We start from the raw sequence: 13,868 nt of genomic DNA, 5'->3' as shown, positions 1-13,868 counted from the left end.
CTCCGGTTAAGGCGGTTCAGCCCGGCTTGCGGGCGGACAGGATGAAGGACTGGCCCTGGGCCGCGAGCAGGCGCAGCCGCTCGCTCCAGGAGGCGGTCGCGAATTGCCGGCGCGCGATGCCGCTGAGCGGCCCGATGCGCTGGACCTCGAAGCCAACCTCGCGCAGCATCGCCTCGAGCGCCGGCGCGCGCAGGCCGTTGCGGAAATGCACGCCGTCCAGGATGCGTTGATGCGTCGCCTGATCCCAGGTGGAGGCGACACCAGCGAGCCTGTCGATCAATCCCGAGAGCCGCTTCAACAGCACCGATCTGCGCGAAAGCGTGACCCAGTCGCCATCAACGACGATGAGCACCCCGCCGGGCTTGAGCACGCGCAGCCAATCGGCCAAGGCGCGGGCGGGATCGATCAGCGTCCAGACCAGATGCCGGCAGATGACGAGGTCATAGGCCTCATCCGCCATCATCGTGTTCTCGGCGTCGCCGAGGTGGAAGCGAACGGCCGCATTCGCATGCTTCACTTGGGCACGGGCGATCATCGGCTCGCAGAGATCGATCGCATCGACGCTGCAGCCAAGCGAAAGCAGCACGCGCGTGATCTCGCCGGTGCCCGAGGCAAGCTCCAGCGCCCTGGCCCCGGCAGCAACCGGGGCATGGCTCGCGATCAATCGCGCCCAGGCCACGAGCTCGGCATCGGAGCGGATCCTGTGGCCATAGGAGAGATCGAAGGTCTCGGCGCGTTTGCTCCAATAGGCGCGGATTTCGTCCTTCAGGCCGAAATTCGTTCCTCCGGAGGCGACCGCCTCGGCGTCTAGGGGCGCTACGTTCGACATCCGTCACCGGCTTCCCATGGATGGGACGCGGCCGGTGCTTCGGCGCCGTTCGAACCCGGTTGCGCGACCAGAACGCGCAAGTGAGCGACCGTCATCAGAGCTCCTTCCGGGGCACCCCGCCCGGTTGCATGGCTTCACGACGTCGGCAGGTCTCCTGGCTCGCGGGTCCAAGCTTCGTTCGGCCTTCCCGGGGCAAGCCCAGTGGCATGATCGAACGTCGCTCGCCGCTGACAGTTGCGGGGGCAGCTCCGGAATCGCGCGCTGGCGCGCGCTCACCGGATTCCCTTTGATCTCTTTCGAGAACCGACCCCGCCAAGGAAGCACACCGCCTTGCGCCGCACAAGACGCGATCCGGCGCTCGCCACCCTTTCAGAACTTCGCGCTCAGGAAGGCGCGCACGCCGCGTCCGGGCGCTACGACATCGTCCTTGCGGAAGGACACGGCGTTACGGATCGTCTCATTGAGCAGATTGGTGCCGTTGACGCCGGCGGTGAGCTCGATCGGCCCGAGCGGCCCGTCCTTGAGCTTGACCTTGTAGCTGAGCTCGGCGTTGAGCAGGTTGTAGCCGCTGGTCGGCGTCTCCTCGGGCGCGATCCGCTTCTGCGAGAAGGCATGGATCAAACTGACCTTGGCGAACCAGGCATCGCCGCCGCGCCAGAACAGCCCGCCGCCAAGGCGTTGCGGCGGAATGCGCGGCACATTCTCGTCGCCGGAGAACTTCGCGCGGACGATGTCGTATTGCCCCTCGACCCCGAAGACGTTCGGGCCGATCTCGAAGAGGTCGTATTGCGTCTTGAGTTCGCCGCCGAGGAAAGTGGCGTTGCGCTGGGTATAGACCACCTGGGTCAATTCGTTGCCGGTGCCGCAGCTGGCGAAATCATCATCGCAGCGCACGCCTGTGACGCGGCGATAGATGAAGCCCTCATAGCGCGTCGCATAGAGCGAGGCATCGAAGCGCCAGGGACCTGCCGTGCGGCGCAGGCCGAGCTCGACCGTCTTGGCGGTCTCCTTCTTCAGATTGGGATCGCCGATCTCGAAGGTGCCGGGTGCATCATGCGCGCCGCGCGAGAACAGTTCGGAAGCCTTGGGCGCGCGCTCGGTATAAGAGCCGGTCAGGCTGCCAGTGAAGCCGAAGGGCAGATCCTGCAACAGGCCGAGGCTCGCGCTCACCGGCATGAAGCGCCGCCGCCGTGCCGAGGCAGCCGGATCGTCCGCCGTCGCCACTTGCGTCGCCGCGCCGGTCTCGGGGTCGATGCCCCCAGCGGTCGTGGAACCAGGCAGGTAGCCGGTCGGGAAGTTCGTCGCGGTGCCCTTGACGTCGACATAGTCGACACGGCCGGCGGCCTGCAGCTTCGTGCCGGGCTGCAGCTGCAATTCGTTGAAATTGTAGACGCCGGCGCTGTTGGTGTCGGCTGGCGGCAGCAGCCCACCGGCTTCTCCGGAGGTGCCGATCTCCTGGCGGCCGAGCTGCAGGCCGAAAGCCGAGGTCAGGCGGCCGATGCCGGTTTCGAGCGGCTTGAGCTGCGCCTCGACGCGCCCCTCGATCTCGCGATTCTTGAACACGGCGGCGGTCTCGAAGCCGCCGCCCTCGTTCAGCCCCTGCTCTTGATGCCTGTAGACGGAACCGCCGACCCAGAAGCGCAAGGTGTCGATGAAGCCGCCATCGATCTGGAACTCGCCCTTGCCCGCAAGCTTGGTCTGTTCGAGGTCGATGCGGGTGCGCGTCGCTCGCGCATCGGCGCCGGGGATGCCGTAGAGGCTGGTGAAATGCGACAGCGAGACGCCGATGAAGCCGCGATTATCGGGCAGGAAATAGGAACCGCCGATCGCCTGGCCGTCGGAGCGGACATAGCTGTTGAACTGGGTCCCGCCGGGGATGTGATAATCCTCGGCATTGCGGTGGTAGATGTCGCCATGGACGACGAACTGGCCCGAGCGCGCATCGATCAGCGCTGAATTCTCGATGCCGCGATCGACCGAGGACACCGAGGAGCGCGTCTCGGCATGGAAGCCCGGCGCGATCAGGAATGACGGGATGCGGTTGTTGTCGACGCTGACGACGCCGCCGATCGCCTGCGAACCATAGCGCAAGGTGCCCGGCCCGCGGATGACCTCGACGCGCTGCGCTGCGAGGGGATCGATCGGCACGCCGTGATCCTCGCCGAGATCGGAGACATCCTGCGAGCCGATGCCGTTTTCCTGGATACGGACGCGGAAATTATCGAGGCCGCGAATGATCGGACGGTCGGCCGCGCCCGGCGCAAAGCCCGAATTGGTGATGCCCGGCTGGTTGGCGAGCTGGTCGCCGAGCGTATGGCCGCCATTGCGGAGGAGTTCGCCGGCGGTCAGGAAGGTGACCGAGGAGAAGCTACGGTTGACCGCAACCGCGTCGCCGCTCGGCGCAGCCCCGGCATCAGGCAGGCTGCGCGGCTGGATCGGGCTTGGCGCCGTCACGGTGATCTCGGGCAGTTCGATCGGCGTTTGCGCTCGCGCACTGGTCGCAATGATGGCGCCAAGCGCGACGCCGGCACTGAGGATGCCGGCGCGGCGCGCCGCCGCAAGGTCGATGGTCATGAGAAGATCCGATTCGATAAGGGCTATACGACCGCCCGAGGGCGGCGAGAGGGTGATCAAGCCGCCTGCCGGTCCCAGGCGGGGAACGGATCTTCGAGCGCGAGCAGGGCTTTCGAGAGGCCGGTCGTCGGGCTCCCGGTCAGGCAGGCATCGAGCGCGGCACGGATCGCGGCCTCGTCCATCTCCGGCCCGCCGATGAAGACCAGCTCCTGCCGTCTATCGCCCCAGATCTGCGACCAGTGGCGCCGCATCAGCGAGGCGAACTCCTCCGAACGCGGCCAGCGCTCCTTCGGCACCGCCGCCCACCAGCTGCCCAGCCCCTCGGTGCGCGTGATCCGCCCGGCGAGCGAGTATTCGCCGACCCAATGCGGCCGCGTCGCCAGCCAGAAATGCCCCTTGGCGCGGATCACGCCGGGAAAGCGATTATTCATCAGCGCGTGGAGCTGGCGTGGATGGAACGGCCGCCGCGCCCGGTAGACGAAGGAGCGGATGCCGTATTCCTCGGTTTCCGGCACATGGTCGCGGAAGCCGAACAGCTCCTTGTGCCAGAGCGGATGCGTCTCCGCTTTCTCCTCGTTGAACAGGCGCGTGTTCAGCACCTGGTCGAGCGCCACCCGGCCGAAATCGGCCTCGACGATCCGGGCATCGGCATTGAGCCCGCGCACGACGCGGCGCACCCTGTCGCGCTCCCCGGCAGAGACCTCGCCGGCCTTGTTGATCACCACGACATCGGCGAATTCGATCTGCTCGACCAGGAGATCGACCAGCGTGCGCGCATCGCCCTCGCCGGCGGTCTCGCCGCGATCGCCGAGGAAATCGCGGCTGTCGTAATCGGCGAGCAGGTTGATGGCGTCGACCACCGTCACCATCGTGTCGAGTCGCGCGACATCGTCGAGCGAGCGGTCCTCTTCGTCGCGGAAGGAGAAGGTCGCGGCGATCGGCAACGGCTCGGCGATGCCGGTGCCTTCGATCAGCAGGTAGTCGAAGCGGTTCTCGGCCGCGAGCCGGCGCACCTCGCTCAGGAGATCGTCGCGCAAGGTGCAGCAGATGCAGCCATTGCTCATCTCGACGAGCTTTTCGTCGGTCTTGGACAGGTCCGCCCCGCCCTCGCGCACCAGATCGGCGTCGATATTCACCTCACTCATATCGTTGACGATGACCGCGACGCGCTTGCCCTCGCGATTGCTGAGGATGTGATTGAGCAAGGTGGTCTTGCCGGCCCCGAGGAAGCCGGAGAGCACGGTCACCGGCAGGCGACGGTCGGTCAGGAGCGAGGCAGGAAGCATGATGGGCTCGGGTGATTGCAGAAGAATTCTGTTACATTATAACATAACCTTTCTGTCAACCCGCGAAATCACGGGCCCGCCCACCCCGCCAAGAAAAAGGCCCGCATCGGATGATGCGGGCCTCGGTATCCTCACTGCTGCGGCTGTCTCAGCGGAACAGCGCCAGCGATTTGGACAGGGTGATCCAGACGCCCCAGGCCAGCGGAATGCCGACAACGGCCCAGGCGAGCAGCGCCGTACCATCGAAGCCGCCCTTGCCGATGCCGAAGGAGCCATGCGGGCCGCTCGCCGCGGCGCTGGCGGACTTGGCCTGGAGGGCTGCGACTTCCGCATCCCTCATGAACCATTTCTGCACCACCGGACGGACGAGCAGATTGGCAATGAAACCCGCCACCAGCATGCCGGCGAGGATATACATCGTCCGGTCATAGACCTGTGCGCGCGGCACGCCCGCATTGATTTGAGCCTCGCGGATATAGTTGACCACGACCGGACCAATGATGCCCGCCGTCGACCACGCCGTCAGCAGCCGGCCATGAACCGCGCCGACGAACTGGGTACCGAACATGTCGGCGAGATAGGCCGGCACGGTGGCAAAGCCCCCGCCATACATCGACAGGATGATGCAGAAAAAGGCGACGAACAGTGCCAGCGACCCGGCATGGGCGGCCCAGGGCGAGAGCCCGTAAAGCACGATGCCCAGGCCGAAGAAGGTCGCATAGGTCAGCTTGCGGCCGAGCTTGTCCGAGAGCGAGGCCCAGAAGAAACGGCCGGCGATGTTGAACAGCGAGAGCAGGCCGACGAAGGCGGCAGCGATCGTGGCGATCTGCTTCTTCTGCTCGGCGTCGAGCGCGGCGAACCCGATCTCGGGCTTGCCGATCAGCGAGCCGGCGAAGATCTCCTGCAGCATCGGCGAGGCCATGCCGAGCACGCCGATGCCGGCCGAGACGTTGAGGCAGAGCACGGCCCAGATCAGCCAGAACTGCGGCGTCTTATGCGCGTCCTTGAGATGCACATGACCAGAGGTGATCATCGCGTTCTGGGTCGCCGGCGGCGTCCAGCCATCCGGGCGCCAGCCCGAGGGCGGGATGCGGTAGCCGAAAGCGCCCGCCATCATGAAGACGAAGTAGATCGCCGCCATCACCACGAAGGTCTGCCAGACACCGACCGAGGTCGGGGTCTTGAACGCGTTCATCAGGATGTCGGCCAAGGGCGAGCCGATCATCGCGCCACCACCGAAACCCATGATCGCCATGCCGGTCGCCATGCCGCGCCGGTCGGGGAACCATTTCACCAAGGTCGAGACCGGCGAGATATAGCCCAGGCCCAGCCCGATACCGCCGATGACGCCCGAACCCAGCCACATCAGCCAGAGCTGGTGGGTGTAGACGCCGAGCGCCGAGATCAGGAGGCCGCCGCACCAGCACAGCGCCGAGACGAAGGCGGCCTTGCGCGGACCCGAGCGTTCGAGCCAGCCGCCCCAGATCGCAGCCGAGGAGCCGAGCAGCACGAAGAACAGCGTGTACATCCAGCCGAGATCGGCGACCTTCCAGTCGCAGGCCGTGGTGAAGAGCGAGCCGATCAGCCCGACATCGGCCGCACAAGCGACCGGCTTGGTGACGCCGATGGCCTGGCTGAGCGGCAGCCAGAACACGCTGAAGCCATAGGCCATGCCGATGCAGAGATGGATGCAAAGCGCTGCAGGCGGCACCAGCCAACGGTTGAAGCCGGCCTTCGCGATGATCCTCTCTCGGTCCAGCAGTCCCGAGGCAGGCGCGACCTGCCCTATATCCTGTGCGATGCTCATGTCAGTCCCTTTCCCCAAGATTCTCTAATCGGGCCGGGTTGCTCCCGGCTCGTTGAAATCGCCTTGTGCACGCCTTTTTCAGGCGCGCTCTGCTCCGCTATCCGCCCCGCGCCGGCCTGATCAGCGCCAAGGCGCGCCGCACAAGGGGTTGGAGCTCCTGGGAATCGCTGGTGAATGCGGCGAGGAAATCCTCGCGCATGCGCCGGCTCCAGAACTGGTTGATGTGGTCGGCGATGGCGGGCACCGCCTGCGCGTCGGGATAGGATTTGAAGAAATCGGCGATCTGCCCGGCCATGCGCGCGAGCTTTTCGCACTGCTCGGCCTTGTGGGCGTCCCGCGCCTCTGTCGTCGACAACGCAGCTTCGCTCATCGTGCCTGCGTCTCCAGTTCAGGTGCCAGTGCGCCGGCGAAGACGATGCAGCCATCGTCACGGGCGACGCAGACAAGATTCAAGCCGAGCCGCTTCGCCCGCTCGATCGCAAATGAGGTCGGCGCCGAGATCGAAACCAGTGTGCTGGCCCCAAAGATCGCGGCCTTCTCGACCATCTCGAAGGAGGCGCGGCTGGTGACGAGCACGAAACCGCTGCCGGCCTCATGGCCGGCGCGCAGCCGCGCACCGATCAGCTTGTCGAGCGCGTTGTGCCGGCCGACATCCTCGCGCGCCGCCAGGATCGCCCCTGTTGCATCGCACCAGACGGCGGCATGGACGGCATGGGTGAGCCGGTTCAATGGCTGGTGGCGCTCCAGGCTCGCCAACGCCGCATGAATGGCGTTTCGCGAGATCGGTTGCCCCTCCCTCGCTCCTGCCCGCGCCATCGGCAGTTCGCTCAGCGTCTCGACGCCGCAGAGCCCGCATGAGGTCCGGCCCGAGAGATTGCGCCGCCGCGCCAGATGCTCGCGGAAACGGCCGGGCGCGAGATCGACGGTGACGACGATGCCGTCCGGCTGCGGCTGGATCGCGATGCCCCTGATCTCGTCGATGCCGGTGACGATGCCCTCGGTCAGGCTGAAGCCGGCGACGAAATCCTCGAGATCCGACGGCGTCGCCATCATCACCGCATAGGGCAGGTTGCCATAGACGATGCTGACCGGCGCCTCGACGGCGACCTCGGCGCTCACTGCCGGGCCCCGGCCGCCATCGAAGCGGACCGGCTCGGCCGGCACGGCGCAGGAGGCCGGCGGCTGGGCGGGCGGGCTATTCCGCGGCATCGGGCAAACGCCCCGCGATCTGGCGCAGCGAGATGTCTTCCTCGCGGTTGCGCTCCTGCCATTGCGAATAATAATTCGTCCGCCTGACCTCGACCGCCGTCACCTTGTATTCCGGGCAATTGGTCGCCCAGTCCGAGAAATCCGTGGTGATGACGTTGGCGCCGGTCTCGGCATGATGGAAGGTCGTGTAGACCACGCCCGGCTGCATCCGCTCCGAGACCTCGGCGCGCAAGGAGATGTCGCCGGAGCGGCTGGCGAGCGCGACGAGATCGCCTGATTTGATGCCGCGATTCTCGGCGTCGAAGGGGTGGATCTCGAGCACGTCCTCGTCATGCCAGGCGAAGTTGGCCGTGCGCCGTGTCTGCGCGCCGACATTATATTGCGAGAGGATGCGCCCCGTCGTCAGGATCAGCGGGAAGCGCGCGCCAGTGCGCTCCTCGGTGGGCACGAATTCGGTGATCATGAACTTGCCCTTGCCGCGCACGAAGCGGTCGACATGCATCAAGGGCGTGCCGGTCGGCGCCTTCTCATTGCAGGGCCATTGCACGGAGCCGAGCTTGTCGAGCTTGTCATAGCTTACCGCAGCGAAGCTCGGCGTCAGCCGCGCGATCTCGTCCATGATCTCGCTGGGATGCGCATAGGCCATCTCGTAGCCGAGCGCCCGGGCGAAATCGATCGTGACCTGCCATTCGGCCTTGCCCGAGAGCGGCGCCATCACTTGCCGGACGCGGTTGATGCGGCGCTCGGCATTGGTGAAGGTGCCGTCCTTCTCCAGGAAGGAGGAGCCCGGCAGGAAGACATGGGCGTATTTCGCCGTCTCGTTCAGGAAGAGATCCTGCACCACGACACATTCCATCGCAGACAGGCCGGCCGTAACGTGCTGCGTGTTTGGGTCGGACTGGGCGATATCCTCGCCCTGGACATAGAGCGCCTTGAAGGTGCCGCCGACCGCCTCGTCGAGCATGTTGGGGATGCGCAGGCCCGGCTCCACGTCCAGCGGCACGCCCCACATCATCTCGAAGATCTGGCGCGTCGCATCGTCCGAGACATGGCGGTAGCCGGTGAACTCGTGCGGGAAGGAGCCCATGTCGCAGGCGCCCTGGACATTGTTCTGGCCGCGCAGCGGATTGATGCCGACGCCGTCGCGCCCGATATTGCCCGTCGCCATGGCGAGATTGGCCATGCCCATCACCATGGTCGAGCCCTGGCTGTGCTCGGTGACGCCAAGCCCATAGAAGATCGCGCCATTATCGGCGGTGGCGTAGAGCCGCGCCGCGGCGCGGACATCGGCCGCCGGCACGCCGGTGAACTGCTCGCTCGCCTCGGGCGAATTATGCTCCTGCGCGATGAAGCGGGCCCAGATCTCGAAATCGGCCAGGTCGCAGCGCTCGCGGACATAATCCTCGGCGATCAGCCCTTCGGTGACGACGACATGACTGAGCGCGTTGATCAGCGCGACATTGGTGCCGGGCAGGAGCTGGAGATGGTGTTCCGCCTTGATATGGGGCGACTTCACCATGTCGATCCGGCGTGGATCGGCGACGATCAGCTTGGCGCCCTGACGCAGGCGCTTCTTCATCCGTGAGGCGAAGACCGGGTGGCCGTCGGTCGGGTTCGCGCCGATCACCAGGATGACGTCGGCCTTGGCGACCGATTTGAAATCCTGCGTGCCGGCCGAGGTGCCCAGCGTCGTCTTCAGGCCATAGCCTGTCGGCGAATGGCAGACGCGGGCGCAGGTATCGACATTGTTGTTGCGGAAACCGGCGCGCACCAGTTTCTGGACGAGGAAAACCTCCTCATTGGTGCAGCGCGACGAGGTGATGGCGCCAAGCGATTCCCGGCCATAGCGCGACTGGATGCGCTTGAACTCGGAGGCCGCATGGTTGATCGCCTCCTCCCACGACACCTCGCGCCAGGGATCGGTGATCTTCTCCCGGATCATCGGCTTGGTGATGCGGTCCTTATGGGTCGCATAACCCCAGGCGAAGCGGCCCTTGACGCAGGAATGGCCCTCATTGGCCTTGCCGTCCTTGTAGGGCACCATCCGGACGACCTTGTCGCCCTGCATCTCGGCCTTGAACGAGCAGCCGACGCCGCAATAGGCGCAGGTCGTGACCTTGGAATGCTCGGGCTGGCCCATCTCAATGACGCTGTTCTCCATCAGCGTCGCCGTCGGGCAGGCCTGCACGCAGGCGCCGCAGGAGACGCATTCGGAACCCAGGAAATCGGTCGGCCCCGGGGCGACGCGCGAATCGAAGCCGCGGCCCGTGATCGTCAGCGCAAAGGTGCCTTGCACCTCCTCGCAGGCGCGCACGCAGCGATTGCAGACGATGCATTTTGTCGGATCATAGGTGAAATAGGGGTTGGAGGTGTCCTTGGCCAACCAGTTCTCATTGGCGAGGCCGTCCGCTGTCTTGGCGAAGACGTGGTTCTCGCCCTCATAGCCATAGCGCACCTCGCGCAGGCCGACCGCGCCCGCCATGTCCTGCAATTCGCAATCGCCATTGGCCGAGCAGGTCAGGCAGTCGAGCGGGTGGTCGGAGATATAGAGCTCCATCACGCCCTTGCGCAGCGTCGAGAGCTGCTCGGTCTGCGTGCGAACCACCATGCCCTCTTCGGCCGGGGTGGTGCAGGAGGAAGGCGTGCCGCGCCTTCCCTCGATCTCGACGAGGCAGAGCCGGCACGAGCCGAAGGGCTCGAGCATGTCGGTGGCGCAGAGCTTGGGGATCTTGGTTCCCGCGCTCATCGCAGCCGCCATCACCGAGGTCCCGGCCGGGACCGTGACGCTCTGCCCGTCGATCGTCAGCGTGACCTGCTTTTCGGAAACGCGGATCGGCGTGCCGAAATCGATCTCCTTGATCAGGCTCATGACAGGCTCCTCATTCGGCGGCCAAAGCAGGGAGCGGCCGGTCGAAATCCTCGGAAAAATGGTTCAGCGCGCTCATCACCGGCATCGGGGTCAAGCCGCCCATGGCGCAGAGCGAAGCGTCGGTCATCAGGCGGTTGAGATCGCGCAGGACCGCGATGTTCTTCGGGCGTTCGGTGCCGGCGATGATGCGGTCCATCACCTCGACACCGCGCACCGCGCCGATGCGGCAGGGCGTGCACTTGCCGCAGGATTCCTTGGCGCAGAATGCGAAGGCGAAGCGGGCTTGCCTGGCCATGTCGACCGTGTCGTCGAAGACGACGATACCGCCATGGCCGAGCATGGCTTTCATGCTCGCCAGCGCCTCGTAATCCATGGCGACGTCGAGCTGGCCCGCGGTGAGGTAAGCGCCGAGTGGCCCGCCGACCTGCACGGCGCGGATCGGCCGGCCCGACAATGTGCCGCCACCCATATCCTCGATAATCTCGCGCAGCGAGATGCCGAAGGCGAGCTCGATCAAACCGCCGCGCCTGACATTACCGCCGAGCTGTACCGGCAAGGTACCGCGCGAGCGGCCCATGCCGTAATCGGCATAGGCCTTTGCGCCATGCTGGAGAATCCAGGGCACGGCCGAAAAGGAGAGCACGTTGTTGACGACGGTCGGCTTGCCGAAGAGCCCTTGCAGGGCCGGCAGCGGCGGCTTGGCCCGCACCAGCGCGCGCTTGCCCTCCAGGCTCTCGAGCAGCGAGGTCTCCTCGCCGCAGATATAGGCGCCGGCGCCCAATCGCACTTCGAGGCGGAAAGCGTGGCCCGAGCCCAGCACGCTGTCGCCCAGGATGCCCGCGTTTTCCGCCTTCAGGATGGCGCGCTGCAGGGTGCGATGCGCATGCGGATATTCCGAGCGCAGATAGATGAAGCCCTTGGTTGCGCCGACCGCGACGGCGGCGATCGCCATGCCCTCGATCAGCAGGAAGGGGTCGCCCTCCATCAGCATCCGGTCGGCGAAGGTGCCGCTGTCGCCCTCATCGGCATTGCAGACGATGTATTTCTGCTCCGCTGGCGCGTCGTGCACCGTCTTCCACTTGATGCCGGTCGGGAAGCCCGCGCCGCCGCGCCCGCGCAAACCCGAGGCCTTCACCGTCTCGACGATCGCCTCTCCGGTCATCGCCAGCGCAGCTTTGAGCCCGGCCAGGCCGCCATGGGCGCTATAATCCGAAAGCGAGAGCGGGTCGGTGACGCCGATGCGCGCAAAAGTCAGGCGCTGCTGGCGCTTCATCCAGTCGAGCTCTTCAGTGACGCCCAATCGTAGCGCATGAGTGCCGCCGGACTGGAACCCCGCCTCGAACAGAGCAGCGATATCCCTCGCCGCAACCGGGCCATAGGCGATACGCCCCTCCGCCGTCTCGACCTCGACCAAAGGCTCCAGCCAGAGCATGCCGCGCGAGCCGTTGCGGACGAGCTCGATTGCGACGCCACGCGCCTGCGCCTCGCGAAGGACCGCCTGCGCGACACCCTCGGCCCCGACCGACAGGGCGGCGGCATCGATCGGCACGAAGATCTTGATGGCGACCGGGTTCATGCGCGGGCTCCCGCATGAGAACTGCCCACTTGTGAGCCGCAGAGCTCGGCGAGCCGGCCGGCATCGACGCGCCCGATCAATTCGCCATCGACCAGCGCGGCCGGCCCGAGCGCGCAATTGCCGAGGCAATAGACCGTCTCGACCGCGATATCCGCCGCGCCCGAATGATCATCGACCACGATGCCATGATCATGCGCCAGATGCGCGACCAGCGCCTCGCAGCCGAGCGCCTGGCAGGCCTCGGCGCGGCAGAGCTTGATCACGCGCCGCGGCGGCGGCACCGTCCGGAAGTCATGATAGAACGAGATCGCGCCATGGATTTCGGCCCGCGACAGGTTCAGCGCCTCCGCGATCAAGGGCACCGCCTGCGGATCGACATGGCCGAACTCCTCCTGCAGCGCATGCAGGATCGGCAGCGTCGCGCCTTCGAGATGCGCAAGGCCCGCAATGATCGAACGCGCGCTGTCCTGGTCCCAGGCGGGGTATCCGGCCATCATTCCTCCATTCGACGCGGTTCACCCGACGATCGCTTTTGATGAATGGTGGTCCATACTGGAATGATTTCAAATCGTTTGTTCCAACTGAATGATAGTCTGTAGCTATCAAAAATCGCCAGACAACCCTTTGAGAAGGGCAGTATCTTCAATCGGCTTGCGATAATCTTGGGTTATCGCCTCATTCAGCGGCGCGGCATCGTTTCGCCGGCAGGGAACGATAGGCCTCGGCTATCTCACGATCGGCTGCCGCGGCAGCGCCGCCTCGGGGACCGGCCGCGACATCATCAAGAGGTTTCTGGCCAGCGGCGCGAAGGGCTGGCGGTCGGCGACGATCAAGCCGATCGTGCGCCGCGTCTCGGGCTCGACCAGCGGCAGGGCCTTGGTGCCCAGGGGCACGCCGAAGAACTCCAGCAATTGCAGCGAGACGATGCTGGAGACGCCCTGGATGCCGGCATGTGAGCACAGATTGAAGATCGAATTGGTCTCGATCGCTGGCCGTGGCGCGAGCCCGACCGAGCGGAAGATACCGTCGATGATGCGCCGGTTCTGCATGTCGGCGGTCAGCAGGCAGAGTTTGAGCTCACCGGCTTCGGCCCAGGAGATGGTCTCTTGGCCGCCGAGCGGGCCGTCCTCCCGCGTCAACAGGACATAGGATTCCTGATAAATCGGCTTCGAGATCACCCGGTCGAGCGGCTCGTTGTCGAGATAGGTCAGCCCGACATCGAGCTCGAAATTGTCGATGCGATCCTGGATCTCGTTCGAGGTCAGCGACAGCACGGTCAGGGAGACAGCCGGATAGCGCGAGGAGAACGGCGCGGTGATATGGGCGATCATCGGCAGGGCGGTCGGGATCGCGCCCAACCTGATGCGCCCGCTGACGCCTTCCTTCAATTCCGCGATCGATTCCTTCATCATGTCGGCTTCGGCGAGGATGCGCCTTGCATGAGCGAGCACGACCTCGCCCTCCTTGGTCAGCCCCTGGAAGCGCCGCCCGCGCTCGACGATCAGCACGCCGAGCTCCTCCTCGAGCTGGACGATGGCCGCCGACAAGGTCGGCTGCGAGACATGGCAGGCCTCGGCCGCCCGGCGGAAATGCTTCTCGCGGGCCAGCGCATCGAGATAGATCAATTGGCGGATGATCATGGCGGCGGAAGAGCCCCGATGGGTTGGCGGCGCGGCGAGCGGAAACAGGCGCACGCCCAAAATCTGACGGACCAAGAG

Annotated in this window: 10 protein-coding genes and 1 riboswitch; all 10 genes read right to left on the bottom strand. The window is 65.8% G+C overall.

Features of this window, described 5'->3' with window-relative positions; genetic code table 11:
* Positions 1-16: 16 nt before the first annotated feature.
* The gene (locus RMR04_RS31835; protein WP_311912480.1) at positions 17-829 is read right to left on the bottom strand and encodes a class I SAM-dependent methyltransferase; all 813 of its coding nucleotides are present in this window, start codon (positions 827-829) and stop codon (positions 17-19) included.
* A 126-nt stretch (positions 830-955) separates the two neighbouring features.
* Positions 956-1,152, bottom strand: a riboswitch (cobalamin riboswitch).
* A gap of 46 nt (positions 1,153-1,198) precedes the next feature.
* On the bottom strand, positions 1,199-3,403 hold the full coding sequence (locus RMR04_RS31830) for a TonB-dependent receptor (RefSeq protein ID WP_311912479.1): 2,205 nt from the start codon (positions 3,401-3,403) through the stop codon (positions 1,199-1,201).
* A gap of 56 nt (positions 3,404-3,459) precedes the next feature.
* On the bottom strand, positions 3,460-4,689 hold the full coding sequence (locus RMR04_RS31825; RefSeq protein WP_311912478.1) for a GTP-binding protein: 1,230 nt from the start codon (positions 4,687-4,689) through the stop codon (positions 3,460-3,462).
* 148 nt (positions 4,690-4,837) lie between these two features.
* Positions 4,838-6,496 carry an OFA family MFS transporter gene (locus tag RMR04_RS31820; protein WP_311912476.1) on the bottom strand — a complete coding sequence of 553 codons (1,659 nt, stop codon included), beginning with the start codon at positions 6,494-6,496 and terminating at the stop codon, positions 4,838-4,840.
* Positions 6,497-6,593: 97 nt separating this feature from the next.
* On the bottom strand, positions 6,594-6,866 hold the full coding sequence (locus RMR04_RS31815; protein WP_311912475.1) for a formate dehydrogenase subunit delta: 273 nt from the start codon (positions 6,864-6,866) through the stop codon (positions 6,594-6,596).
* A complete protein-coding gene (gene fdhD, locus RMR04_RS31810; protein ID WP_311912474.1) occupies positions 6,863-7,705 on the bottom strand; it encodes a formate dehydrogenase accessory sulfurtransferase FdhD in 843 nt (280 codons plus the stop codon). Before fdhD ends, RMR04_RS31815 begins: the two co-directional genes overlap by 4 nt.
* Positions 7,692-10,574, bottom strand: coding sequence for a formate dehydrogenase subunit alpha (fdhF, locus tag RMR04_RS31805; protein ID WP_311912472.1), 2,883 nt, complete (start codon positions 10,572-10,574; stop codon positions 7,692-7,694). Before fdhF ends, fdhD begins: the two co-directional genes overlap by 14 nt.
* Positions 10,575-10,584: 10 nt before the next feature.
* Positions 10,585-12,150 carry a formate dehydrogenase beta subunit gene (locus tag RMR04_RS31800; protein ID WP_311912470.1) on the bottom strand — a complete coding sequence of 522 codons (1,566 nt, stop codon included), beginning with the start codon at positions 12,148-12,150 and terminating at the stop codon, positions 10,585-10,587.
* Positions 12,147-12,644: an NAD(P)H-dependent oxidoreductase subunit E gene (locus RMR04_RS31795; RefSeq protein WP_311912468.1), complete on the bottom strand. Its 498-nt coding sequence runs from the start codon at positions 12,642-12,644 to the stop codon at positions 12,147-12,149. Before RMR04_RS31795 ends, RMR04_RS31800 begins: the two co-directional genes overlap by 4 nt.
* 231 nt (positions 12,645-12,875) lie before the next feature.
* Complete coding sequence (locus RMR04_RS31790) at positions 12,876-13,844, bottom strand: LysR family transcriptional regulator (protein ID WP_311912467.1); 969 nt, start codon at positions 13,842-13,844, stop codon at positions 12,876-12,878.
* Between the last annotated feature and the right edge of the window lie 24 nt (positions 13,845-13,868).

It is taken from the genome of Bosea sp. 685, from assembly GCF_031884435.1.
Taxonomy (GTDB): Bacteria; Pseudomonadota; Alphaproteobacteria; order Rhizobiales; family Beijerinckiaceae; genus Allobosea.
The sequence above is the reverse complement of the archived record's forward strand: the minus strand, read 5'-3'. Positions and strand labels throughout refer to the sequence as shown.